We start from the raw sequence: 23590 nt of genomic DNA, 5'->3' as shown, positions 1-23590 counted from the left end.
CCCCATGACCGAGACGATCCGCAACTTCGTCGACGGCGCGCTCGTCCAGTCCGAGGCCACGGAGTTCATCGACCTCGTGGACCCCACGACCGGCGCGACCGACGGACGCTCGCCGGTGTCCACGGCGGCCGAGGTCGACCGGGCGTACGCCGCCGCGGCCGCCGCGTCGGAGTCCTGGAAGCGGCTCACCCCGGGGCGTCGCCAGGGCCACCTCCTCGACCTGGCCGCCGCCGTCGCCGAGCGGCGCGACGAGATCAGCGCCGTGCAGGCGCGCGACACCGGGCAGCCGATCCGCTACATCGCCAGCGAGGAGGTCGACCAGGGCGTCGACCAGCTGCGCTTCTTCGCCGGTGCGGCACGGCTCCTGGAGGGAAAGTCGGCCGGGGAGTACCTCGAGGGCCACACCTCCTCGATCCGACGCGAGCCGATCGGCGTCGTCGGGCAGGTGACGCCGTGGAACTACCCGTTCGCGATGGCGATCTGGAAGGTCGCTCCCGCGCTCGCCGCCGGCAACACGCTCGTCCTCAAGCCCAGCGACACGACCCCGCGCTCGACCGTGCTGCTCGCCGAGATCGCGGGCGAGGTCCTGCCCCCGGGCGTGCTCAACGTGGTCAACGGCGACGCCACGACCGGTCGCCACCTCGTCGAGCACCCGACCCCCGGCCTGGTCGCGATCACCGGCTCCGTGCGGGCCGGCATCGAGGTCGCGACCTCGGCCGCCCGCCACCTCAAGCGCGCCCACCTCGAGCTCGGCGGCAAGGCGCCGGTCGTGGTCCTGCCCGACGCCGACCTGCCGCGGGCGGCGGAGATGATCGCGGCCGCGGCGTACTTCAACGCCGGCCAGGACTGCACCGCCGCGACCCGCGTCATCGTCCACCGCAGCGTGCACGACGAGCTGGTCGAGCTGCTGGTGAAGGAGGCCGAGGGCACCCGCCCCGGGCCCCCGTCCGACACCGACGCCGACTACGGGCCGCTCAACAACGCGACCCACCTCGCCAAGGTCGAGGCCTTCCTCGCCGACCTGCCCGCGCATTCCGAGGTCCGTACCGGCGGCACCCGCCACGGCGACACCGGATTCTTCTTCGCGCCCACCGTCGTCACCGGCGTGCGCCAGGACGACCGGATCGTGCAGCAGGAGGTCTTCGGGCCGGTGCTCACGGTCCAGCCGTTCGACACCGAGGCCGAGGCGGTCGCCCTGGCCAACGGCGTGGAGTACGGCCTCGCCGGCAGCGTGTGGACCCGCGACCACGGCACGGCCGACCGGCTCACCCGCGAGCTCGACTTCGGGTGCGTCTGGGTCAACACCCACATCCCGTTCGTCTCCGAGATGCCGCACGGCGGCTTCGGGTCCTCGGGCTACGGCAAGGACCTCTCCGGCTACGGCTTCGACGACTACACGCGCATCAAGCACGTGATGTCCGCCCACTACTGATCCGGCACCCCGACGTCGAAGACGTCGAGGAGCTGGGCGAGCGTGCGGTAGTAGCCGACCAGCACGACCAGCTCCGTCACGGTGGTCGGGCCGAGGTCGGCGGCGAGGGCCGCGTAGTCCTCGTCCTCGAGCCGGGCGTCGCCGGCCAGCAGGCGTCGGCACAGGTCGTACGCCGCCTGCTCGCGCGCGTCGTCGGAGGTGAAGGCGCCGCCCGCGAGGGCGGCGATCTCGTCGTCGGTGAGCCCGGCGGCGCGCCCGACCCGCTCGTGGGCGTACTTCTCGAAAGCGCTGCCCGTGGCGGCGGCGACCGCCAGGATCGCGATCTCGCGGGTGCGGGCCTCGAGGCCCGTGGCGTAGCGGATCGCGGTGCCGAGCTCCTGCAGCGGCGCCCCGAGCGCCGGCTCGTGGAGCATCACGCCGAACGGTCCGGTGAGCGCACCCTCCGGCGTGGTGAGCGCGAAGTGCTGCGGTCCGGAGCCCCGAGGGCCTCCGACGATCCGCTCGCGCAGCGCCCGCTGTGCCTCGTCGAGCTGGTCGGGGGTCAGGTCGGGCAGGCGCACGCGGGTCCTCCGGTCGTGCTCGGGGAGGGACTCAGGCGGTGGTGCCCGCGTCCCGGGACGAGGACGATCCTCGCTCGGCCAGCTTGCGCTTGGCCACGGGGAGCCCGACGAGGGTCAGGACCTTCCAGAACAGCCAGCCCAGCAGGGCGAACAGGTTGCGCTTGGGGTGTGCCATCGGTGCTCCTCACGTGTGGGTGGACGGGAACCGTCCGGGGGCCGGCCCGCTGCCGGCCCCCGGACGGGGATCAGTGCCCGAGGGTCACTTCTTGAAGGCGTCCTTGACGTTCTCGCCGGCCTGCTTCACGTCCGACGCGGCCTGGTCCTTCTTGCCCTCGGCCTTGAGCTTGTCGTCGTTGGTCACCTCGCCGGCGACCTCCTTCGCCTTCCCGGCGAGGTCCTGGGCGACGTTCTTGGCCTTGTCAGCGATACCCATGACGGGTTCCTCTCTCTCGGGGTTCGTGATCGTGCTTCACGTGTTGGTCGTGCGCAGCGGCCCGATCGTCACGCGGGTGTGAGCCAGATCTCGTCGCAGGCGCGTCGGGCATGCTGGGTGCATGCGCTTCACCGAGCACGAGCTGACCGTCGCCGTCACCGCCGCCGCGAAGACCGTCGCCGGCGGCCGGACGCTGCGCCGCGCCAAGGGCGAGGCGGCGTGGGAGGCGATGTCCAAGATCGACCGCTACCACCTGCTCGAGGCGGTCGGCGGCCAGGTGCTCCCGGTGCTGCTCGCGCTGCCCGACGTCGAGGTCGAGGCCGGGACCAGGCCCACCTTCACCGACCAGCAGGTGGCCGAGGCGGTCGAGGCGACGCTGGGCGAGACCGGTGTCGGCCGGATGCGACAGAAGGTCGCCGTGGCCGCGCGGGTGACCCTCGTACGCACGGCGCTCGCGCAGCTGCCGGTCCGCCAGGACCCCGACGCGCTGACCGTGCCCGACCACCTCTGAGGCTCCCCGGGCCCGCTCAGCAGGCACTCAGGTTGGGTGCGTACCGTCGACGGCGATGACTCACACGATGCGCACCCCCTCCCGCGGCTCCGGCCGCACCCGCTCCGTCCTCGGCTCCCTCGCGGTGGTCGCGATCCTCACCCTGTCCGCCTGCGGCGGCGGTGACGGCGGGTCCGACGCCTCCGACAAGGCCTCGTCGAGCCCGTCCGCCGACGCGTCGGGCGACGCCTCCGCCGCTCCCGAGCCGGACCTCGACGGCATCCCCGACGTCGTGGCCGAGGTCAACGGCGAGGAGATCACCAAGGACGAGTTCGTCCCGATCTACACCGCCGCGTTCCAGCAGGCGTCGACCCAGGCGCAGATGGGTGGCCAGGCGCCCGACGAGGAGGCGCTGCGCAAGCAGACCGCCGACGACCTCGTCGACACCGAGCTGCTCACCCAGGAGGCCGAGTCGCGGGGGATCGAGGTCAGCGACCAGCAGGTCGACGACGAGCTCACCGCGCTCGCGAAGCAGAACCAGATGGGCTCGGCCGACGAGCTGCTCGCCGCGGTCGAGGAGCAGGGCGTCACCGAGGAGCAGGCCAGGTCGCAGATCGAGACGCAGGTGATGGTCGAGCAGCTCGCGGCGGACGAGGACGGCTCCATCGACCCGACCGAGAAGGAGCTGCGCGCGCTCTACGCCCGGGTCAAGAAGCAGCAGGCCCAGTCGGGCCAGGAGGGCCAGTCGATCCCGCCGTTCGCGCAGGTCCACGACCAGCTCGAGGAGCAGGCCCGCACGCAGCAGGTCGGCACGGTCGCAGGGGAGCTGGTGCAGCAGCTGCGCAAGGACGCGGACATCACCGTCAACCTGTGAGCCACGGCACGTCGACCCACTAGGGTGGTCGCCGTGTCCGAGGTCCTGGAGCTGGAGGACCCCGCCCCCACGGGCACGGGTCGCACGGCGCTGCCCATCCGGTGGGTGGTCGCCGCCTCCGTCGCCTACGCCGTCCTGGCCGTGGTCGGGCGGCTGACCGTCGTGCACGGACAGACGGTCAGCCTGGTCTGGCCCGGCGCCGGGGCCGCGGTGATCTGGCTGCTCGTCGAGACGCCCCGTCTGTGGTGGCGGGTGCTGCTGCTGGTCCTCGTGATCCACGCGACGGTGTCGGCGATGACCGGTGCTGACTGGCAGCTCGTCGTGCTCGGCGCGGTGTCGCTCGTCGTGCAGACCGCGGTGGTGGTGTGGCTGGTGCGTCGGTGGTGCCCGTCGCTCCTCGGCGCCGGGGGCACGCAGAGCTTCCGCTCGCCGCGGCTCCTGGCGCAGGTGTCTGCGGCCGCGGCGATCGGGTGCCTGGTCGGCGCCGCGATCGGCACCGCGGGGGTCGCGGCCTCGGGCTCCCCGGTCGATGCCTGGACGCCGGTGGCGTGGTTCGCCCGGCACTTCACCGGCGTGATCGTCTTCGGCGGCCTGGGGCACCTCGCGTGGGAGTGGCGTACGCAGTCGGTCCCGCCGCGCGCGCAGGGCGGAAGCCGGCTCGAGCTGGCGCTGCTCTGGGCCATCTCGCTGGCCGCGTCGAGCCTCGTCTTCCTCCAGCCCCTGCCGCTGGTGTTCCTCGTGGTCGCGCTGAGCGTCTGGTCGGCCGCCCGCTACCCCACGTTCCTCGCCGCGCTGCACGCCGCGGCGGTCGGCTCCGTGGGCTTCGTGCTCACCCTCGCCGGGTTCGGCCCGTTCGCCGAGCTCGCCGACCCGGTCGAGCAGGCCCTGCTGATCCAGGTCTTCCTGGTCGCCGTGCTGCTCACCGGCCTCGGCGTCGGTGCGCTCGGCGACCGGATCGACGAGCTGGTCGCCAGCCTCACCCGCTCGCGGGAGCAGGCCGCCGAGCAGGCCGAGCTGCTGGCCGAGATGACCGAGAGCATGGGCGAGGGGCTGGTCGTCCTCGACGAGGTCGGTCGGGTGGTGCGCAGCAACGGCGCCAGCCGCCGGCTCGCCCACCGGGTCGCCCCCGGTGCGGACGACGACACCGCCCTGCACGACCTCGTCGTGCAGGTGCTCCACCCGGTCGTCGACACCGCCGCGGTGCCGCGCCCCGAACTGGGGGTGGGCGACGTGCCGATCCGGCTCGCCGACGGTGACGAGCTGGTGCTGGCAGTGTCGCGCGCCCCGCTGTCCGAGCAGCACGGCGACGGCCGCGCCGGCACGCTGCTGGTGCTGCGCGAGGTCACCGAGCACCGCAAGGGCCTGCGTCCGCTCGCCGGCTTCGCGTCGACCGCCGCCCACGACCTCCGGGGTCCGCTCACCGCGATCCGGTCGTGGATCTCGCTCGCGGCCGAGACCCTGGACCCCGACGACGAGGCCCACGAGGGGCTGCAGCGCGCGGAGCGGGCCTCGCTCCAGATGGCCGACATGATCGACGACCTCCTCGCCCACGCCCTGGCCGAGGCCGGCGACCTGGCGCCGGTCGACGTGCCGCTGTCCGGCGCGGACGGGGTGCTCGCCCAGGCCGGCGACCTCCTCGGCCCCGACGACGAGCTCGTCATCGCCACCGACCTGCCCGCGGTCCACGCCGACCCGGTGGCGGTGCGACAGCTGTTCGCCAACCTGATCGGCAACGGTGCCAAGTACACCCGCGACGGCGTCCCGGCGCGCGTCGTGGTCTCCGCCCGCCGGCAGGGCGCACGGGTGGTGGTGGAGGTCGAGGACAACGGCGTCGGCGTGGAGGAGTCGGAGCGCACGCTGATCTTCCAGCGCTTCCACCGCAGCGGTGCCGTGCGCGCCCACTTCCGCGGCACCGGCATGGGCCTGAGCATCTGCCAGACCGTGGTGCAGCGCCACGGCGGCACCATCGAGTGCCTCGCCGCCGACCCCGGCCCCGGCTCGGTCTTCCGCTTCGACCTCCCCGCCGCGATCGCGGAGACCGCCGACGTCCCCGTGGCCTGACGTCGAGGGCCGCGGGTCCTGCGGCCGCACGCTCACGCGCACCTGGGTCGTTGGCCGAGTGGGCGACCGCTGTGCTGTCCCTGGGCGGATGCAGCCCCCTTCGGCGCACGTGCGGCGGAGGTGGCCCTGCATCGGCAACGTCGAGAGCGAGAACCGCCGCACATGCGGCGCCGGAGCGGCAGCCTCCTACACGTGTCCGAGATCTTGCCCTCGAACTGCTGGGCGAAGGGCGACAAGTCAGACACGTGTGCCCGAACGGGCAGCACGCGACCTTCACGTACGGACCTGGTGCGATCCGAACGCCCGCTCATGCCGATGACAGTACGTGTCCGACCAGACAGTGAGCCGCTACCTTGAGCCGCATGCGGCTCGCGTTCCAGGAACTCCTCCGGCTTGGCCCGCTGCCTCCGGGGGACGCCCTCGACGAGCAGAGCGCGCAGCGTTACGAGACCGCCATACGCACGCTTCCGGATGGAGCATCGGCGGATGAAGCAGTGGCATTAGTCGACATGCTTCCCTCTGACGACAGCACAGCGTTCGGATTGGCGTGGTCGGTGCTTCACGCGATCGAAGCCTCGCCAGCGTGGCCACTATGGGACGCGCTCGATGATCGCAACTGGTGGGTGTCGTTTCTCCGCGACCGTTGTGCCCAGGCTGGGCTGCACCCCCCGCCGGACTGAGAGCGATCACGCCGTGGCTGTATCCGGTTCTGCCGCGATGAGTTCGACCGTCTACCGACTTGGGGGCCTCGGGCGCGGTGGCTGAGCCACATCTCACGCGACCGGAAGGTGGGTGGCTCACCGCCGCGACGCGGGACTCCCTCAACCTCTTCGCGTCGGCGTCCTCGCACCGCTCAGGCGTCCGCCGGCTCAGACGTTGCGGCGGTACTGGCCCCCGACCTCGAAGAACGCCTCGGTCACCTGCTGGAGCGAGCACACGCGGGCGGCGTCCATCAGGACCGCGAAGACGTTCTCCCCCGACACCGCGGCGTCCTTGAGCCGGGCGAGGGCCTCCTGCGCCTCCGCGCCGTGCTCGGCCTGGAAGGCGCGCACCCGGGCGAGCTGGGACTCCTTCTCGGCCTCGGTGGCGCGGGCGAGCTCGACCTCGACCGGTGAGGCGTCGGAGTCGGGCCGGACGAAGGTGTTGACGCCGATGATCGGCAGCGAGCCGTCGTGCTTGCGGTGCTCGTAGAGCATCGACTCGTCCTGGATCCGGCCGCGCTGGTAGCCGGTCTCCATGGCGCCGAGGACGCCGCCGCGCTCGTTGATCCGGTCGAACTCGGCCAGGACCGCGGCCTCGACGAGGTCGGTGAGCTCGTCGATGACGTACGAGCCCTGGAGCGGGTTCTCGTTCATCGCCAGGCCCCACTCGCGGTTGATGATCAGCTGGATCGCCAGCGCGCGGCGCACCGACTCCTCGGTGGGGGTGGTGACGGCCTCGTCGTAGGCGTTGGTGTGCAGGCTGTTGGCGTTGTCGTAGATCGCGATGAGCGCCTGCAGCGTGGTGCGGATGTCGTTGAAGTCCATCTCCTGCGCGTGCAGCGAGCGACCGCTCGTCTGGACGTGGTACTTCAGCTTCTGCGAGCGCTCGCCCGCGCCGTACTTCTCCTTCATCGCGACCGCCCAGATCCGGCGGGCGACCCGGCCGAGCACGCTGTACTCGGGGTCCATGCCGTTGGAGAAGAAGAACGACAGGTTGGGCGCGAAGTCGTCGATGTCCATGCCGCGCGCGAGGTAGGCCTCGACGTAGGTGAAGCCGTTGGCGAGGGTGAAGGCGAGCTGGCTGATCGGGTTCGCCCCGGCCTCGGCGATGTGGTAGCCGGAGATCGACACCGAGTAGAAGTTGCGCACCTTCTGCTGGATGAACCACTCCTGGATGTCGGCCATCATCCGCAGGGAGAACTCGGTGGAGAACAGGCAGGTGTTCTGCCCCTGGTCCTCCTTCAGGATGTCGGCCTGCACGGTGCCGCGGACGTTGGCCAGGGCGTACGCCGCGAGGTCGGCGCGCTCCTGCTCGTCGGGCTCGCGGCCCTCGCGCTCGGTGAACGCGTCGACCTGCTGGTCGATGGCGGTGTTGAGGAAGAACGCCAGCACGGTGGGGGCCGGGCCGTTGATCGTCATGCTGACCGAGGTCGTCGGCGCGACCAGGTCGAAGCCGCCGTAGAGCACCTTCATGTCGTCGAGCGTCGCCACGCTCACGCCCGAGGTGCCGACCTTGCCGTAGACGTCGGGGCGCGGGTCGGGGTCGCGGCCGTAGAGGGTGACGGAGTCGAAGGCGGTCGAGAGGCGGGTTGCGTCGTTGCCCTCGGAGAGGATCTTGAAGCGGCGGTTGGTACGCGCCGGGTCGCCCTCGCCGGCGAACATGCGGGCGGGGTCCTCGTTGTCGCGCTTGAAGGGGAAGACGCCCGCGGTGAAGGGGAAGTAGCCGGGCAGGTTCTCGCGTCGCCAGAAGCGCACGAGCTGGCCGTGGTCGGTGAAGCGGGGCAGCGCGACGCGCGGGATCTTGTTGCCGCTGAGCGACTCGCGGGTCAGGCGGGTGTGGATCTCCTTGTCGCGGACCCGGACCACCTGCTCGTCGCCGGAGTAGGACTCCACGACGGCCGGCCACGCCGCGATCTGGTCGACGACCTCGTGCGGGACGTCCTTGCGCGCCCGCTCCAGCAGGGCGGGGACGCCGCCGGCGTCCGCGTCGTCGAGCTCGCCCGCGACGGCCTCGATCCGCTGGACCCGGGTCGCCGCCACGGCGAGCTCGTCCGTGCGGGCGTGGTAGCCGCGGACGGTCTCGGTGATCTCGCTGAGGTAGCGCACCCGCTCGGGCGGCACCACCTGGCGGATCCCGGAGGAGTGGCGCACGTCGACGTGCGGGAGCGCGCCCTCGGTGACCTCGAGGCCCGACTCGGCGAGCGCGTCGCGCAGGTGCTGGTAGAGCGCGGTGACGCCGTCGTCGTTGAAGGTCGCGGCGCTGGTGCCGAAGACCGGCATGTCGTCGGGCTGCTTGCCGAACGCCTCGCGGTTGCGGACCAGCTGGCGGCCCACGTCGCGCAGCGCGTCCTTGGCGCCGCGGCGCTCGAACTTGTTGATCGCCACCGTGTCGGCGAAGTCGAGCATGTCGATCTTCTCGAGCTGGGAGGCGGCGCCGAACTCGGGCGTCATGACGTAGAGCGAGTGGTCGACCAGCGGCACGATGCCGGCGTCGCCCTGGCCGATGCCGGGCGTCTCGACGATGACCAGGTCGTTGCCAGCGGCCTTGAGCACGTCGATCACGTCGCCGAGGTGCTCGGGCACCTCGTGCGCGCCACGGGTGGCCAGCGAGCGGAAGAACACCCGGTCGCCGTCGAGGGAGTTGGCGCGGATCCGGTCGCCGAGCAGTGCACCGCCGCCCTTGCGCCGGGTCGGGTCGACCGCGACGACCGCGATCCTCAGCTTGTCTTGCTGGTCGGTGCGGAAGCGTCGCACCACCTCGTCGGTGAGCGAGGACTTGCCGGAGCCGCCGGTGCCGGTGATGCCGAGCACCGGGACCACCCGCCGGGTCGCCGCGGCGCGCACCTCGGCGAGCGTCGCGTCGTCGAGGCGGCCGTCCTCGGCGCCGGTGATCGCCCGCGCGACCGCGAATCGGTCGCCCGAGAGCACCTGCTCGACCGTGACCTGGCGGTCGGCCCACAGGTCGACGTCGCAGTCGCGCACGACGGAGTTGATCATCCCGACCAGGCCCATCTTCTGGCCGTCCTCGGGCGAGAAGATGGTCACGCCCGACTCGCGCAGCCGCTGGATCTCCGACGGCACGATGACCCCGCCACCGCCGCCGACGACCCGGACGTGGCCCGCGCCGGCCGCGCGCAGCGACTCCACGAGGTACTCGAAGTACTCCACGTGGCCGCCCTGGTAGGACGACACCGCGACGCCGTGCACGTCCTCCTCGAGCGCCGCGTCGACGACCTCCTGGACCGAGCGGTTGTGCCCGAGGTGGATCACCTCGCAACCCTGGCTCATGAAGATCCGCCGCATGATGTTGATCGACGCGTCGTGGCCGTCGAAGAGGCTCGAGGCGGTGACGAGGCGGATCGGGTGCGCGGGCGTGTGCAGGTCGGCCATGAGCAGATAGTAGGACGTCCTACTAATTACTCGCGAGTCACCTCGGTCTTCCCGTCTGGGGTATCTGGGGACGTTCTGGTGGGTGATGCGGCTCTCTCACCCACCAGAACGTCCCCAGATACCGGTCAACCGCGGCCTTCAGACGCTCTCGCCCAGGCCCGTGCGCAGCGCCGTCAGGCGGTCGGTCAGGTCGCGGACCGCGGGGGCGGGGAGCCCCGGCTGCTCGAAGACCGCCGCGTTGAGCGCTGCCGTGGCCTCCTCGACCGCCTCGCGACCGGCGTCGGTGAGCACCGCCAGCACGACCCGTCGGTCGCCGTCGCCGCGCTCGCGCCGCACGTAGTCCTGCGCGACCAGCCGGTCGACCGCGCTGGTGACGCTGGTGGGGTGGACCTGCAGCAGCGACCCGAGCCGCGACATCGGCATCGCCGCGCCACGGGAGAAGGACAGCAGGCGCAGCACCTCGTAGCGGGCGAAGGTCAGGCCGCGCGGGCGCAGCACGGCGTCGATGCGCTCCAGCAGCAGCTGCTGGGCGCGCACCACCGAGGTCACCATCGCCATCCCATCGGCGGCGTCGGCCCAGCCGTGGGCGACCCACTGGCGGTGGGCCTCGCCGATCGGGTCGCGCGTCATGGCTGGAGGGTAGCCAGCGCCGCGTGCGCCTCGACCATCGCCGGGCCGTACCAGGTCAGAAGCCGCCCCGACACCAGCCGGGCGGGAGTCGTGAACGCCTCGGGCCCGTCGTCCGCGGTGAAGACGTACGGCTCGTCCGGCAGCAGCACGACGTCGGGGCGCGCCGCGTCGACGTCGCCCGGCGTCACCGTCGGGTAGCGCCCCTCGCGGCCGGCGAGGACGTTGACCAGCCCGGCGCGCGCCAGCAGGTCGTCGGTGTAGGTGGACGCGCCGACGACCATCCAGGGGTCGCGCCAGATCGGCACCGCGACCCGGAGCCGCGGCGCCACCGGCGCCGACCACAGCCGGCGCGCCTCGGCCAGCCATCCGGGCTCGGCGACCTGGAGCGCCTCGGCGAGCAGCCGCGACATCGACGCCAGCGACTCCTCGACCGTCTCGATGCGGGTCACCCACACCGCCACGCCCGCCTCGCGGAGCCGGCGCACGTCCAGCTCGCGGTTCTCCTCCTGGTTGGCGACCACGAGGTCCGGGTCCAGGCGCCGGACCGCCGCCAGGTCCGGGTTCTTGGTGCCCCGCACGCGGGCGACCGACAGGTCGGCCGGGTGGGTGCACCAGTCCGTCGCGCCGACGAGGCGACCGGGCTCGGTGGCGGCCAGCGCCTCGGTCAGCGACGGCACCAGGGACACCACGCGGGTCGCCGGACCGGTCAGGGGGACGTCCGCGCCGAGGTCGTCGAGCATGGCCCGAGGCTAGGCCAGTGGGCCCACGACGTGTCGTCGCTGGGCCGGTCGTGGTGAAGTGGCCCCATGAGCAAGCACGTCCCCGCGCCGGTGGGCCTGCCCGTCGACGGCCGCGAGCAGCCGACGGTGGAGGGCTGGACCTTCCCGGCCCGCAACCCCGCCACCGGCGAGGTGCTCTGGCAGGTCCCGGACGCCGGGCCCGCCGACGTCGACGCGGCGCTCACGGCGGCCCGGCGCGCGTTCGACGCCACCCCGTGGAGCACCGACTCGACCATGCGGGTCGCCGCGGTGCGCGCCTTCCGCGCTGCCCTCGAGGACCGGGCCGACGACCTCGCGCTGCTCCTCGCCGCCGAGACCGGCGTCCCGGTGGCGCTGCGCGAGGACCACGTCGACCGTCCGATCGCCGAGCTCCGCGCGGTGCCGCGCCGCCTCCAGGCCGGCGTCACCGTCGTCGTCACCCCGGCCACCTCGCCGCTCGCGGTGGCGCTCGAGGAGATCGGCCGGGTCCTGCTCGCCGGCGGCACGGTCGTTCTGAAGCCGGCCGTGGAGGCGGCCAGCGCCGCGCTGGAGATCGGCCGCATCGCCCTCGACCACCTGCCTCGCGGGGTCCTCAACGTCGTCACCACGCGTGACGTCGACGTCGCGATCGCGCTCACCCTCGACCGTCGCGTCGACGAGGTCGTCGTCGCCGGGTCCGCCGTGGTGGGCGACCGGGTGAAGGCGGTGGCGCACCGTCCCGGCACCCGTGTCCGGGTCACGGTCGGCGGCCCCCGACAGGTGCGCGCGGGCGGCGCCGACATGGCCTCCCTGGTTGCCGAGGCGGCGCGTGCGGTGGCGGCCAACGCGGGTCAGGCGCCCTGGGTGCCGAGCAGCGTGGTGGTGCCCGCCTTCCGCTACGCCGAGGCGCGGGCGGCCGCGGTCGAGGCGATGGCGGCGGTGGCCGTCGGCGACCCGACCTCCCCCGAGACGCTGTGCGGTCCGCTGCGCTCGGCGGTGGCCCGCGACCGGGTGCTGCGCTACGTCGCGCTCGCCGAGTCCGAGCGCGCCGACGTCGCGCTCGGCGGCCGGCGCCTCGACCGGCCGGGCTGGTGGGTCGAGCCCACGGTGATCGGTGGCGTGGCGGCCGACTCCCGCCTCGTGGTGGAGGAGGTCCTCGGCCCGGTGCTCATGCTGGTGCCCGACGCATCGGCACGTGCATGATGCCGTCCTCGTCGAACTCCGGGCCGCTCACCTCGAAGCCGTAGCCCGCGTAGAACGCGGTGAGGCCGGTCTGCGCGTCGAGCCGCACCTCGCGGCCGGAGACGAGCGCGACCGCCTCGTCCATCAGCGTGGCCGCGAGCCCGCGACCGCGCGCCTCCGGGGCCACGACGACGCGGCCGATCCGCGCCCAGCCGCCGTCGTCGAGGACCCGCAGCGTCCCGACGACCCGGTCGTCGTCGAGCAGCACGAGGTGGCGGGCGGTGTCCTCGAGGTCGCGCCCGTCGAGGTCGGGGTAGGGGCAGTCCTGCTCGACGACGAACACCTGCTGGCGCAGCCGCCAGACGTCGTACGCCGTCCGCGGCGCCAGCTCGTCGAAGGAGGCCACCAGCACCCGCGTCGTCATGGCGCGCAGTCTACGAACGCCGGACGGGGCCGGACGGAGTGATCTCCGTCCGGCCCCGCCGGTGCTGCTGTCGTCGTGCTCAGGCCGCCCGGAGGGGCGCCTGCTTGCGGACCACGCGGACGTTGCCGGCCTTGTCGGTGGCGGTCGCCTTCACCACGACGTAGGTCGTGCCGTCCTTGCGGGTGACCTTGCGGACCGACACGGTGCAGTCGTCCAGGCCCGACCGGGGGTCCGAGGCGCGACAGGTCGGCTTCGGCACGGAGGTGTAGACCCGCTTGCCGCTGAAGCCCTTGATCCTCGCCTGCGGCTTGCCCTTGTCGATCAGCAGCGTGGTGCTCACCGACGCGGTGTCGCCGTCAGCCGTGGCGATGCTCGCCCGGAAGACGACCTTGCCCTGCTGGGCCCGCGGCACCTGGCGCGGCGCGGGGCAGGCCCCGACGAGCGGGCTGCCGTTGCCGGCGCAGGTGTAGGTGATCGTCACCGCGTCGCGGTACCAGCCGAACGCACTGATCGGCGTCGCGCTGGAGATCTCGGCCGTGATCGTCGGCTGGCCGAGGTTGACGCGCGTGGTGGCCCGCGCCGGGGCGCCGGTGTTGCCGGCGGCGTCGGTCGAGCGGACCTCGAAGGTGTACGAGCCGTCGCCGAGCGAGCCGAAGGTCCGCGACGTCGCGGCGCAGGACTGCCACGCCGCGGTCTGGCCGGCGGGCGAGAGACGGCACTCCGTCGTGGTCGGGCTCTCGTCCGACGACCAGCCGAAGGTCGCCGAACCCGTCGCGATGACGTCGGCCGGGGCCTGGGTCACCGTGGTCGACGGCGCCACGGTGTCGACCGTGAAGCGGACCGTCGCCGGGTCGCTGGTGTTGCCGGCGGTGTCGACGGCCACGACGCTGAAGACGTAGCTGCCGTCCTCGAGCGCCGCGGAGGTGAAGCCGGCCGCGTCGCACCGCTCGGGCGACGCGGACTGCGCGCCCTCGGGCACCACGACGCACTCGAAGTGGTCGAGGTCCGCGGACGGGTCCACGACGTAGGCGAACGACGGCGTGGCGTCGTTGCCGATGGCCCGCGGACGGCTGGTGACGGTGACGCCGGCCGCGGCCGTGTCGACGGCGAAGTCGAAGGACGCCGCCTCGCCCGCGTTGCCGGCGAGGTCGACGGCGCGGACCTCGAAGCGCCAGTCGCCGTCGGTGAGGCCGTCGAGCTCGTCACCCGTCGAGCACGCGTGCCAGTCGGCGGGCTCGCTGCCGTCGGCGGTGACGCGGCACTCGAAGCGGTCGAGGTCCTCGGCGTCGGAGGAGAAGTCGAAGACCGGCGACGTGACGTTGCCGCGGGCCGACGGGTGGCCGGTGATCGCGACGCCCGGGGCTGCGGTGTCGACCGTGAAGTCGTAGGACGCGCGCGCGCCCTCGTTGCCGAGGTCGTCGACGGCCTTGACCTCGTAGCGCCAGTCGCCGTCACCGAGCCGGGTGAGCGGTCCGTCGGTCGGGTCGCAGGACTCCCACGGGGCCGGCTCGCCGACCGGACGGCTCAGGCGGCAGGAGTACGACGCCACGTCGGCGTCCTCGGTGGACCACGCGAACGTGGGCGTGGCGACGATGGTCAGCGCGTCGGGGGTCGTCGTCCAGGACACGGCCGGGCCGGAGGTGTCGATGCTGAAGTCGGACGAGGTGGCGTCGCCCTGGTTGCCGGCGCGGTCGGTGGCGCGGACCTCGAAGCGGTAGTCGCCGTCACCGAGCCCGGCCAGCGCGTCACCGGAGGAGCAGGGCTCCCACGCGGCGCGCTCCTCGGGAAGGGGGCGGGTGTCGACGCGGCACTCGACCGAGCCGGTCGCCTCGCCCACGGTCCAGGCGAAGGTCGGGGTGGTGTCGGTGGAACGGGCCGAGGGCTCGTCGGTCAGCGTGACGACCGGCTTCGTGGTGTCGACGGTGAACTCGTACGAGGTGGGGTCGCCGACGCCGCCGAGGGTGTCGACGGCGCGGACCTCGAAGCGGTAGTCGCCGTCGGCGAGGTCGTAGTCGGAGCCGGCGTCCGCGCAGGTGGCGAAGTCGGCGGGGTCGGACCCCACCGCCGTCACCCGGCACTCGAACCGGTCGAAGGTCTCGGCGTCGGAGGTGGCGTAGGTGAAGGACACCGCCGAGCTGGCGCCGAGGGCGGCGGGCTTGCCGGTGATGGTCGCGTCCGGGGTGCTCGCCAGGCGGCCGTTGCGGATCCGGAACACGTAGCGGCCGAGCACCGACGACTCGCGCGAGGAGTGGATGAGCCCGGTGGCCTGGTTGGCGTCCTCGAGGGCGCCGTCGCTGCCGCTGCCGGGGGCGATCCAGTTCTCGTAGTAGCTGGAGTAGTAGGAGTACAGGTACACGCCCGACCAGGCCCAGCGACCGTCGACCTGGACCCGGTCGTAGTTGTAGACCACGTCGAAGTCGCCGGCAGCGATGTCCGATCGGTCGACGATCAGCGCCTGGGCGCTCGACGAGCCGGTCATCGCGGGGCCGCGGTAGTCGGTCATCTGCTGGCAGAAGGCCGGGCGGCCGTTCCAGGTGGTCTGTCCGTAGGTGACGCCCGAGTTGCCCCCGCTGGAGTTGTTGTTGAGGTGGAGGGGGTACAGCTCGAGCTGGCCGCCGCCGCTGCCGTTCGCGTCGTAGCCGTACAGGTAGCCCATGTTGTAGACGTTGACGGTGTCGATCGTGCCGGTGCCCACCTTGACGGGCGCGGGCAGCGACGCCGAGGCGCCGTCGTAGTACGCGCCGGTCAGGCTGTTGTCGGTGCAGCCCGGCAGGTCGACGACGGCGCCCGGTGCGGCGGCCGAGGCGGCCGACGGGACGAGGGCGACGGCGCCGGCTGCGGATACTGCGGTGGCGGAGAGGACGGTGGCGGCAGCGCGCGCGAGGCGCGCCCACGGCCGGGATGGCTGGGACATGCGGACCCTTCGGGGTGGCGAGGCGCAGCCCCCCACGGGTGCGCAGGGCCATCCCACGCCGGTTGCGGATCACCCGTCGGCGAACGCCGACGTTGTGGCACTCCTGTGGCAGTGCTGGTCACCCCGTACACCCCTTCGGGTGCAGAACGGCCCCGACCACGGACTCGGAACGCCGGACGGGGCCGGACGGAGTGTTCTCCGTCCGGCCCCGCCGGTGGTGCTGCCGTCGTGCTCAGGCCTTCCGGAACGGCGCCTGCTTGCGGACCACGCGCACGTTGCCCGCCTTGTCGACGGCCTTCGCTCGTGCCACGACGTAGACGCGGCCGCGTCGCTCGACCTTGCGCACCGTGACCTCGCAGGTGTCGAGGCCCGACCGGGGGTCGGAGGCCCTGCACCGCGGCTTCGGCACCGAGGTGTAGGTCCGGTTGCCGCTGAAGCCCTTGATCGCGGCCCTCGGCTTGCCCTTGTCGACGTGGAGCGTGGTGCTCAGCGTGGCGACGTCGCCGTCGGCGGTGCGGACCGTCGCACGGAAGACGACCCGGCCCTGCTGGGCGCGCGGCACCACGCGGGGCGCGGGGCAGGCCACGACCGCGCTGCCGTTGCCGGCGCAGGTGTAGGTGATCGTCACCGTGTCGCGGTACCACCCGAAGGCGCTGACCGGGGTCGGGCTGGAGAGAGCGGCCGTGATGGTCGGACGGCCGACGTTGACCAGCACCTTGGCGCCGGCGGGCGTCGCGTCGGTGTTGCCGGCGGCGTCCGTCGCCCGCACCTCGAAGGCGTGACCGCCGTCGGCGAGGCCGGTGAAGGTGCGCGAGGACGCGGCGCACGGCTCCCAGGCGCTGCTGCGCCCGTCGGCCAGCAGTCGGCACTCGAACGTGGAGCCCTCGCTGTCGGACGCCCAGCCGAAGGTGGCGGAGGCGGTGTCCACGACGGCCGGGGGAGCGTCGGTCACCGTGGTCTCGGGGGCCACGGTGTCGACGGTCAGGTCCTGCCGGGCGGGCTCGCTGACGTTGCCCGCGCCGTCGACGGCCACCACGACGAAGCCGTGGTCACCGTCCTCGAGCGGGGCGGACGTCCAGCCGGACGTGCAGGTCTCCGGAGTGGCGAGCTGGGCGCCGACGGGCACGACGACGCACTCGTAGTGGTCGACGTCCGTGGCGGGCGTCCCGGTGAAGCCGAACGACGGGGTGCTGTCGTTGCCCGGGGTCCGCGCACCGGACGTGATCGCGACGGTGGGCGCCACGGTGTCGACGGTGAACGCCCAGCTGGCGCTGTCCCCGACGTTGCCGGCGTGGTCGGTCGCCCGGACCTCGAAGGTCCAGTCGCCGTCGGTCAGGTCGGTCGCCTCGAAGGTCGACGCGTCGCACTCGGTCCACGCGGTCGGCTCGGCGCCGGAGACCCGGCACTCGACGCCCGCCACGTCCTCGGACGGGTCGAAGGCGTAGGTGAAGGACGGGCTCGCGTCGTTGCCGAGACGGGCCGGGCCGGTCTCGATGGTCGCGCCGGTGCCGACCGTGTCGATGGAGAAGTCGTACGACGCGGCGTCGCCGGTGTTGCCGAGGTCGTCGGTGCCGCGGACCGAGAAGGTCCAGTCGCCGTCGCCCAGCGGGCCGAGGTCCTCGGCGTCGGCGCAGTCCCACCACGGGGACGGCTCGGCGCTGGGGACGCGGTCGAGGTGGCACTCGGAGGAGGCGACGTCGGCGTCCTCGGAGCTCCAGGTGAACGACGGGGTCGGGTCGTTGGCGAGCAGCGCCGGGACCGTGTCGAGCGTCGTGGTGGGCCCGGTGGTGTCGACCTCGAAGGACTGCGCGGCCGGGGTGCTGTCGGTGCTGTAGTAGGCGTCGACGGCCCGGACCTCGAAGGTGTAGCCACCGTCGGCGAGGTCCGCGTAGGACGTACCGGCGTCCGGGCAGGTGGTGAACGCGCCGGGGACCTGGTCGTCGGCGGTGAGCCGGCACTCGAAGCGGCGGTGCTCCGCGGAGGTCGTGGTGTAGGTGAAGGCGGGAGCGGCGTCGGTGGAGCGCGCCGCCGGGCCGGAGGCGATGTCCGTGTCGGGCGGGGTCACGCCGACCGGGACGCCGTCGCGGAAGCGGAAGACGTAGCGGCCGAGGACGTCGGACTCGCGCGAGCCGTGGACCAGGCCGGCCGGGTTGGTGTCGAGGAACGCACCGGGGACGTTGGAGCCCGGGAAGACGTAGACGTGCTCGGGGTTCTGGTCCGCGGCGCTGAAGCCGATCTGGACCGATCCGCCGCGGTCGCCGTCGACGCGGGCGTAGTTGAGCACCACGTCGAAGTCGCCGTCGGCCACGTCGGACCGGTCGACGAGCAGCGCCTGGAAGTCGTTGGTCGGCGTCGTCCCGGCGCCGAAGAAGCCGATGTCGTGCCAGGACACGCACAGGGCAGGGCGGCCCTGCCACTCGACGGAGCCGTAGGTGACCGGGGTCCCGGTGTAGGTCGTCTCCAGGTCGCCGAAGAAGGGCGCCAGCAGGGGACGCGGCAGCGTCGAGATGTGGCCCGAGTAGTTGTACATCGGCCCGTCGAAGGTGATGTTGCCGTTGTTGTTGACGAACGCCTGGGTGACCGTGCGGTCGTAGAACGACAGCGGCGAGGTCAGGTCGATGGCCCCGGAGCTGTCGTCGTCGTTGAGCGGCAGGCTGCTGGCGGCGCAGCCGGGGTCGGTGATGACGGCGGACTCCGGCGCCGCAGCGTCGGCGGTTCCCGCGGCGACCGCGAGCGTGCTGACCGACGCCACGAGCGCGACGGCCCCGCTGAGGAACGCACGCGGGACGCGTGCGGAGAGGATGGACATGTGTGCCCTTCGGTCGTGGGCGCGCCCCCACGGCCCACCCCCGTCCGCATCACACGCTCCGCGCCGACCGGCCGGAGCCGAACGACCCTCTTGTGGATCTCGTGTGGCAGACCTGGTGACGTCCGTCCATCCCTCAGGACAGGAAGGACACGACCTGGTCGAACGCGCGCCGCGCCTCCGGGACGCCCGGCAGCAGGCCGTAGACGTGGATCAGGTCCGGCTCCTCGACCGCGGTGAGGTCCCAGCCGGCCTCGCGTGCCCGACGCACGAGCAGCCGGCAGCCGGGGTGCAGCAGGTCGCGGGTGCCGTAGAGCACGATGCCCGGCGGGAGGCCGGACAGGTCGGCCAGTGCGGGGGAGACCTCCGAGCGCCGGAGGTCGTCGGGCGACCCCGCCCACCAGCCCGCGTAGGCGTCGAGCTTGCCGATGAACAGCCACGGGTCGATCACGTCGGCAGCCTCGGTGTCGGCGCGCGTCGAGGTGGTGAGGTCGACCCACGGCGCGTGCAGCACGAGGTGGGTGGCGGGCATCAGGCCGCGGTCGCGCACGGACACGGCAACCGCGAGGGCGAGCCCGCCCCCGGCCGAGTCGCCCGCGAGGACCACGCCGCCCGGCTCGTCCGACCACCGCGCGACGTCGGCGACCAGCGCGTCGTGGGAGTCGCGCCAAGTGTGCTCGGGCGCGAGCGGGTAGTCGGGCATGACCACCCGGGCGCCGATCGCGTCGGCGAGGCGGGTGGCGTAGCGGACGTGGAAGGCGTCGATCGGGGCCATGTAGCCGCCGCCGTGCACGTAGTAGAGGGTGCGGTGGACCCGGCGGTCGCGCGGGGTGAGGACGTGGGACGGGAAGCCGGGGTCGTCCACCGAGACGTCCCACCGACGGGCGAACCCCGGGACCGCCCGCGTCGGCAGCGACCGGTCGAGGGTGCGGTGCCAGGCCTCGACGCGCGCCCGCTCGCGCGGCTCGGTGTCCAGCTCGCGCGAGCGACGCACGCGCGGGACGAGGGCGGCGAGCAGGTCGTGGCGGCGGCTGGGCATGCGCGCAGCCTAGGAGTTGCGCGAGTACGCTGGCCCCACAAGACAGGGGAGCACGTGCAGGCGTGCTGAGAGTGCGGACCAGCCGCAGACCCTCCGAACCTGATCCGGCTAGCACCGGCGATAGGGAGTCACGATGAACCGCGTCACCGTCCGCGCGTGCCTGGCGAGCGCCGCCACGACCCTGCTGCTCACCAGCTGCAGCCTCACCGGCGGCGGCGACACCGCCACCGAGCCGTCGACGTCCGCTGCCGGCGGCTCCGGGTCGGGCGGTGGCACCGTCGTGCTCGCCACCCACGAGTCGTTCCACCTGCCCAAGAAGCTCGTGCGCCAGTTCGAGGAGGAGTCGGGCTACACCCTCGAGGTGCGGGCCGCCGGCGACGCCGGCACCCTGGCCACCAAGCTCAGCCTCACTGCCGACAACCCGATCGCCGACGCCGCGTACGGGATCGACAACACCTTCGCGTCCCGCCCGCTCGACGAGGGCGCGTTCGCTGCCTTCACGCCGGGCACCACCCCGCCGGAGCAGTACGCCCTCGCCGAGGGTGGCGACCGGCTGGTGCCGGTCGACTCGGCCAGCGTGTGCGTCAACGTCGACACCGACTGGTTCGACCGCGAGGGCCTCACGCCGCCGGAGACGCTCGACGACCTGACCGACCCGGCCTACGCCGACCTGATGGTCACCCCCGGTGCGTCGACCAGCAGCCCCGGCATGGCGTTCTTTCTGGCGACCGTGGCGCAGTACGGCGACGACTGGCCCGACTACTGGGCCGACCTGCTCGCCAACGGGGCCAAGGTCGTCGACGGCTGGGAGGACGCCTACTACGGCGACTTCACCGCCGGGTCGAAGACCGGCACCCGCCCGATCGTGGTGTCCTACGACTCCTCGCCCGCCTTCACCGTCGAGGACGGCCGGAGCACGACCGCCGCGCTGCTCGACACCTGCTTCCGCCAGGTCGAGTACGCCGGTGTCCTCGCCGGCGCGGACAACCCCGAGGGCGCCGAGGCGCTCGTCGACTGGATGCTCTCCGCCGAGGTGCAGAGCGCGCTGCCGGAGTCGATGTACGTCTTCCCGGTGATGCCCGGCGCGACCGTCCCCGACGGCTGGGCGCAGTTCGCCCAGCAGCCGACCGACCCCTACGAGGTCGACCCCGCCGAGATCGCGGCGAACCGCGAGGAGTGGCTGACCGAGTGGACCGACGTCATCTCCCGGTGAGTCCGCACCGCTCGCTGGTCGAGGTGCGAGGAGCGCCAGCGACGAGCCTCGAGACCTCCGTGCCATGAGGCGCGTCCTCGCCCTGCTCGCGCTCGCGGCCGGGCCCGTCCTGGTCCTCGGCGTCCTCTTCGTGCTGCCCGTCGGCGGCATGCTGTCGGAGGGCTTCGTGGTCGACGGGCGGTTCGCCCCGGGCGCGGTGCTGGACGTCCTGGCGCGTCCGCGCGTGCACCGCGTCGCGTGGTTCACGCTGTGGTCGTCGGCCGTGGCGACGGCGCTCGCGGTCCTGCTCGGCCTGCCGGCGGCGTACGCCCTGCACCGGCTGCGCCTGCCCGGCCGGCACGCGGTGCGCGCGGCGCTGCTGGTGCCGTTCGTGCTGCCGACCGTCGTCGTCGGCGTGGCGTTCCGCCAGCTGCTGGGGGAGGGCGGCCCGCTCGGCTTCCTCGGCCTCGACGGCACCCCGGTCGCGATCGTGGCGGGGCTCGTCTTCTTCAACGTCGCCGTCGTCGTCCGCACGGTCGGCGTCGCCTGGGAGTCGCTCGACCCGCGGCCGGGACAGGCGGCCGCCGCGCTCGGCGCGTCGCCGTGGCAGGTGCTGCGCACGGTCACGCTGCCGGCGCTGCGGCCGGCTGTGGTGGGGGCCGCGAGCGTCGTCTTCCTCTTCTGCGCCACCGCGTTCGGCATCGTGCTGACCCTGGGCGGGGTCCGCTACTCCACGGTGGAGACCGAGATCTACCTGCTCACCACCACCGTGTTCGACCTGCAGGCCGCGGCCGCGCTGTCGGTGCTCCAGATCGTCGTGGTCGTGGTCCTGCTCGCGGTCTCGGCGCGGCTGCGCGCGGTGCCCGACCCGACCGCCCAGCGGACCGTGGTGGCCGCGCGGCCGCTGCGTCGCGGTGACGTGCCCGTCGTCCTGGCGACGCTGGTCGTGCTGGGCGCGATGCTGGCGCCGGTCGCCGCGCTCGTCGCGGGCTCCCTGAGCGTCGGTGACGGATGGGGGCTGGCCAACTACCGCGCTCTCTCCTCGGCGGGGGACGGGCAGGCGCTGCTGGTGCCGGTGAGCGACGCGCTCCTGATGAGCCTGCGCACCGCCGTCGACGCCACCTGGATGGCGCTGCTGCTCGGCGGCCTGGTCTCCGTCGTCGTCACGCGGCGCTCGCGCTCGGCCGCCGAGCGCCGGGTCCGGTCCGCGCTCGACGGGTTCTTCATGCTGCCGCTGGGCGTCAGCGCGGTGACGCTCGGCTTCGGCTTCCTCATCACCCTGGACCGCCCGCCGCTCGACCTGCGCGACTCGCCGCTGCTGGTGCCGCTCGCACAGGCGCTCGTCGCGCTGCCCCTGGTGGTGCGCACCCTCACGCCGGTGCTCGCCGGGGTGGACGACCGGCAGCGCCAGGCGGCGGCCTCGCTCGGCGCCTCGCCCTGGCGGGCCGTGCTCACCGTCGACCTGCCCGTGGTGTGGAAGCCCGCGCTGGCCGCGAGCGGCTTCGCGTTCGCGGCGTCGCTCGGCGAGTTCGGCGCGACGTCGTTCCTCGCCCGTGACGACAGCCCGACCCTGCCGGTGGTGATCTTCCGGCTGATCGGCCACCCGGGCGAGATGAACTACGGCATGGCGCTGGCCGCGTCCGTCGTGCTGGCGGCGACCACCGCGGTCGTCATGCTGGCCGTCGAGCGGCTGCGGGTGCCGGGTGTGGGAGCGTTCTGACGATGCTCTCCCTGTCCGGCGTGACCGTCCGCTACGGCGACACCGCGGCCGTCGACGACGTCTCCCTCGACCTGCCCGACGGCGAGGTCCTCGCCGTCCTCGGGCCGTCCGGCTGCGGCAAGTCGACGCTGCTGCGCGCCGTGGCCGGCCTCGAGCCGCTCGCGTCCGGCGCGATCTCGTTCGACGGCACCGACCTGCGCGGCACGCCCACGCACCGGCGCGGGTTCGCCCTGATGTTCCAGGACGGCCAGCTCTTCGGCCACCTGAGCGTCGCGCGCAACGTGGCGTACGCGCTGCGCCTGCGGCGCACGTCCGCGGCCAGGACCACCGCCCGGGTGCGCGAGCTGCTCGACCTGGTGGGGCTCGCCGGCCACGAGGAGCGCCTGCCCGGGACGCTGTCGGGCGGCGAGCGGCAGCGGGTCGCGCTGGCCCGCGCGCTCGCCGTCGACCCGCGCCTGATCCTGCTCGACGAGCCGCTGTCCTCCCTCGACGCCACCCTGCGCGAGCGGCTGGCCGCCGACCTGCGCCAGATCCTGCGTGCCGCGGGCACCACCGCGCTGCTCGTCACCCACGACCACGAGGAGGCGTTCGCGCTCGCCGACCGGCTCGCCGTGATGCGGGCCGGCCGCGTGGTGCAGCAGGGTCCGATCGACGAGGTGTGGCGCGCGCCCGCCGACGAGGAGACCGCGCTCTTCCTCGGCTACGCCCGCGTCGTGCGCGACCGGGCCGCGTCGCGCCTGCTCGCCGCGGCCGGCCTGCCCGCGGCGCCCGCGGTCGCGCTGCGGCGCTCGGCCCTGGTGGTCGACCCCGACGGTCCCGTCCCGGCGCACGTCACCTCGGCGCGCGCGACGCCGGAGCAGGTCCGTCTCGTCGTGGAGGTCGAGGGCGTCGGCACCCTCGACGCGGTCGCCCCGCTCGGCAGCCACGTGGGCCCCGGCGAGGACGTGCGGCTGCAGGGCGATGTGACCCGCCTCGCTGTGCTGCCGATCGTGCCCCGACCTTGAC

The 23590-nt window shown here is 73.4% G+C and carries 19 protein-coding genes and 1 riboswitch; of the genes, 9 read left to right on the top strand and 10 right to left on the bottom strand.

The window, feature by feature from the left end; all coding sequences use genetic code 11:
* Nucleotides 1-4: 4 nt before the first annotated feature.
* Entirely contained in the window at nucleotides 5-1432 is a 1428-nt protein-coding gene (locus tag KDN32_RS18595; protein WP_211733726.1) for a gamma-aminobutyraldehyde dehydrogenase, read from the top strand.
* Here KDN32_RS18595 and KDN32_RS18590 read toward each other — a convergent pair.
* From KDN32_RS18590 to KDN32_RS18580, 3 genes are all read right to left on the bottom strand, one after another.
* Nucleotides 1426-1992 (bottom strand): carboxymuconolactone decarboxylase family protein, encoded by a 567-nt coding sequence (locus KDN32_RS18590; protein ID WP_211733725.1) that lies wholly within the window; start codon nucleotides 1990-1992, stop codon nucleotides 1426-1428. The genes KDN32_RS18595 and KDN32_RS18590 overlap by 7 nt on opposite strands.
* A gap of 31 nt (nucleotides 1993-2023) precedes the next feature.
* Nucleotides 2024-2167 (bottom strand): hypothetical protein, encoded by a 144-nt coding sequence (locus KDN32_RS18585; RefSeq protein ID WP_211733724.1) that lies wholly within the window; start codon nucleotides 2165-2167, stop codon nucleotides 2024-2026.
* A gap of 84 nt (nucleotides 2168-2251) precedes the next feature.
* Nucleotides 2252-2425 carry a CsbD family protein gene (locus KDN32_RS18580; RefSeq protein WP_211733723.1) on the bottom strand — a complete coding sequence of 58 codons (174 nt, stop codon included), beginning with the start codon at nucleotides 2423-2425 and terminating at the stop codon, nucleotides 2252-2254.
* A gap of 121 nt (nucleotides 2426-2546) precedes the next feature.
* Here KDN32_RS18580 and KDN32_RS18575 point away from each other — a divergent pair, with 121 nt between their 5' ends.
* From KDN32_RS18575 to KDN32_RS18560, 4 genes are all read left to right on the top strand, one after another.
* A complete protein-coding gene (locus tag KDN32_RS18575) occupies nucleotides 2547-2936 on the top strand; it encodes a hypothetical protein (protein WP_211733722.1) in 390 nt (129 codons plus the stop codon).
* Nucleotides 2937-3003: 67 nt separating this feature from the next.
* Entirely contained in the window at nucleotides 3004-3789 is a 786-nt protein-coding gene (locus tag KDN32_RS18570) for a SurA N-terminal domain-containing protein (RefSeq protein WP_211733721.1), read from the top strand.
* 33 nt (nucleotides 3790-3822) lie between these two features.
* Entirely contained in the window at nucleotides 3823-5850 is a 2028-nt protein-coding gene (locus KDN32_RS18565) for a sensor histidine kinase (protein WP_211733720.1), read from the top strand.
* A gap of 362 nt (nucleotides 5851-6212) precedes the next feature.
* Entirely contained in the window at nucleotides 6213-6530 is a 318-nt protein-coding gene (locus KDN32_RS18560; protein WP_211733719.1) for a hypothetical protein, read from the top strand.
* A 189-nt stretch (nucleotides 6531-6719) separates the two neighbouring features.
* On the opposite strand, the gene icmF is transcribed toward KDN32_RS18560, so the two are convergent.
* From icmF to KDN32_RS18545, 3 genes are all read right to left on the bottom strand, one after another.
* Nucleotides 6720-9941: a fused isobutyryl-CoA mutase/GTPase IcmF gene (icmF, locus tag KDN32_RS18555; RefSeq protein ID WP_211733718.1), complete on the bottom strand. Its 3222-nt coding sequence runs from the start codon at nucleotides 9939-9941 to the stop codon at nucleotides 6720-6722.
* Nucleotides 9942-10079: 138 nt separating this feature from the next.
* Entirely contained in the window at nucleotides 10080-10571 is a 492-nt protein-coding gene (locus KDN32_RS18550) for a MarR family winged helix-turn-helix transcriptional regulator (RefSeq protein ID WP_211733717.1), read from the bottom strand.
* On the bottom strand, nucleotides 10568-11311 hold the full coding sequence (locus KDN32_RS18545) for a helical backbone metal receptor (RefSeq protein WP_211733716.1): 744 nt from the start codon (nucleotides 11309-11311) through the stop codon (nucleotides 10568-10570). Before KDN32_RS18545 ends, KDN32_RS18550 begins: the two co-directional genes overlap by 4 nt.
* Nucleotides 11312-11377: 66 nt before the next feature.
* On the opposite strand from KDN32_RS18545, the gene KDN32_RS18540 reads away from it, so the two are divergent.
* On the top strand, nucleotides 11378-12511 hold the full coding sequence (locus KDN32_RS18540; RefSeq protein ID WP_211733715.1) for an aldehyde dehydrogenase family protein: 1134 nt from the start codon (nucleotides 11378-11380) through the stop codon (nucleotides 12509-12511).
* On the opposite strand, the gene KDN32_RS18535 is transcribed toward KDN32_RS18540, so the two are convergent.
* The 4 genes from KDN32_RS18535 to KDN32_RS18520 all read right to left on the bottom strand — a co-directional run bounded on the left by KDN32_RS18535 (nucleotide 12477) and on the right by KDN32_RS18520 (nucleotide 19673).
* Nucleotides 12477-12914: a GNAT family N-acetyltransferase gene (locus tag KDN32_RS18535; RefSeq protein ID WP_211733714.1), complete on the bottom strand. Its 438-nt coding sequence runs from the start codon at nucleotides 12912-12914 to the stop codon at nucleotides 12477-12479. The genes KDN32_RS18540 and KDN32_RS18535 overlap by 35 nt on opposite strands.
* A gap of 79 nt (nucleotides 12915-12993) precedes the next feature.
* Nucleotides 12994-15828, bottom strand: coding sequence for an Ig-like domain-containing protein (locus KDN32_RS18530; RefSeq protein WP_211733713.1), 2835 nt, complete (start codon nucleotides 15826-15828; stop codon nucleotides 12994-12996).
* Nucleotides 15829-16060: 232 nt separating this feature from the next.
* A complete protein-coding gene (locus tag KDN32_RS18525; RefSeq protein ID WP_211733712.1) occupies nucleotides 16061-18637 on the bottom strand; it encodes an Ig-like domain-containing protein in 2577 nt (858 codons plus the stop codon).
* A gap of 133 nt (nucleotides 18638-18770) precedes the next feature.
* Entirely contained in the window at nucleotides 18771-19673 is a 903-nt protein-coding gene (locus KDN32_RS18520; RefSeq protein ID WP_211733711.1) for an alpha/beta hydrolase, read from the bottom strand.
* A 34-nt stretch (nucleotides 19674-19707) separates the two neighbouring features.
* Nucleotides 19708-19817: riboswitch (TPP riboswitch) on the top strand.
* On the opposite strand from KDN32_RS18520, the gene KDN32_RS18515 reads away from it, so the two are divergent.
* The 3 genes from KDN32_RS18515 to KDN32_RS18505 all read left to right on the top strand — a co-directional run bounded on the left by KDN32_RS18515 (nucleotide 19807) and on the right by KDN32_RS18505 (nucleotide 23589).
* The gene (locus tag KDN32_RS18515; RefSeq protein ID WP_211733710.1) at nucleotides 19807-20886 is read left to right on the top strand and encodes a thiamine ABC transporter substrate-binding protein; all 1080 of its coding nucleotides are present in this window, start codon (nucleotides 19807-19809) and stop codon (nucleotides 20884-20886) included. It overlaps the preceding riboswitch by 11 nt.
* A gap of 64 nt (nucleotides 20887-20950) precedes the next feature.
* Nucleotides 20951-22585 (top strand): ABC transporter permease, encoded by a 1635-nt coding sequence (locus tag KDN32_RS18510; RefSeq protein ID WP_211733709.1) that lies wholly within the window; start codon nucleotides 20951-20953, stop codon nucleotides 22583-22585.
* A gap of 2 nt (nucleotides 22586-22587) precedes the next feature.
* Nucleotides 22588-23589, top strand: coding sequence for an ABC transporter ATP-binding protein (locus KDN32_RS18505; protein WP_211733708.1), 1002 nt, complete (start codon nucleotides 22588-22590; stop codon nucleotides 23587-23589).
* Nucleotide 23590: the final 1 nt, after the last annotated feature.

The sequence above is a fragment of the Nocardioides palaemonis genome (assembly GCF_018275325.1).
GTDB lineage: Bacteria > Actinomycetota > Actinomycetes > Propionibacteriales > Nocardioidaceae > Nocardioides > Nocardioides palaemonis.
The sequence above is the reverse complement of the archived record's forward strand: the minus strand, read 5'-3'. Positions and strand labels throughout refer to the sequence as shown.

Bases quoted from the DNA above. Each gene is read 5' to 3' on its own strand.
- KDN32_RS18595 (WP_211733726.1), top strand. From the start codon at position 5: ATGACCGAGACGATCCGCAACTTCGTCGACGGCGCGCTCGTCCAGTCC.
- KDN32_RS18585 (WP_211733724.1), bottom strand. From the start codon at position 2,167: ATGGCACACCCCAAGCGCAACCTGTTCGCCCTGCTGGGCTGGCTGTTC.
- KDN32_RS18580 (WP_211733723.1), bottom strand. From the start codon at position 2,425: ATGGGTATCGCTGACAAGGCCAAGAACGTCGCCCAGGACCTCGCCGGG.
- KDN32_RS18575 (WP_211733722.1), top strand. From the start codon at position 2,547: ATGCGCTTCACCGAGCACGAGCTGACCGTCGCCGTCACCGCCGCCGCG.
- KDN32_RS18570 (WP_211733721.1), top strand. From the start codon at position 3,004: ATGCGCACCCCCTCCCGCGGCTCCGGCCGCACCCGCTCCGTCCTCGGC.
- KDN32_RS18560 (WP_211733719.1), top strand. From the start codon at position 6,213: ATGCGGCTCGCGTTCCAGGAACTCCTCCGGCTTGGCCCGCTGCCTCCG.
- icmF (WP_211733718.1), bottom strand. From the start codon at position 9,941: ATGGCCGACCTGCACACGCCCGCGCACCCGATCCGCCTCGTCACCGCC.
- KDN32_RS18550 (WP_211733717.1), bottom strand. From the start codon at position 10,571: ATGACGCGCGACCCGATCGGCGAGGCCCACCGCCAGTGGGTCGCCCAC.
- KDN32_RS18545 (WP_211733716.1), bottom strand. From the start codon at position 11,311: ATGCTCGACGACCTCGGCGCGGACGTCCCCCTGACCGGTCCGGCGACC.
- KDN32_RS18540 (WP_211733715.1), top strand. From the start codon at position 11,378: ATGAGCAAGCACGTCCCCGCGCCGGTGGGCCTGCCCGTCGACGGCCGC.
- KDN32_RS18535 (WP_211733714.1), bottom strand. From the start codon at position 12,914: ATGACGACGCGGGTGCTGGTGGCCTCCTTCGACGAGCTGGCGCCGCGG.
- KDN32_RS18530 (WP_211733713.1), bottom strand. From the start codon at position 15,828: ATGTCCCAGCCATCCCGGCCGTGGGCGCGCCTCGCGCGCGCTGCCGCC.
- KDN32_RS18525 (WP_211733712.1), bottom strand. From the start codon at position 18,637: ATGTCCATCCTCTCCGCACGCGTCCCGCGTGCGTTCCTCAGCGGGGCC.
- KDN32_RS18520 (WP_211733711.1), bottom strand. From the start codon at position 19,673: ATGCCCAGCCGCCGCCACGACCTGCTCGCCGCCCTCGTCCCGCGCGTG.
- KDN32_RS18515 (WP_211733710.1), top strand. From the start codon at position 19,807: ATGAACCGCGTCACCGTCCGCGCGTGCCTGGCGAGCGCCGCCACGACC.
- KDN32_RS18510 (WP_211733709.1), top strand. From the start codon at position 20,951: ATGAGGCGCGTCCTCGCCCTGCTCGCGCTCGCGGCCGGGCCCGTCCTG.
- KDN32_RS18505 (WP_211733708.1), top strand. From the start codon at position 22,588: ATGCTCTCCCTGTCCGGCGTGACCGTCCGCTACGGCGACACCGCGGCC.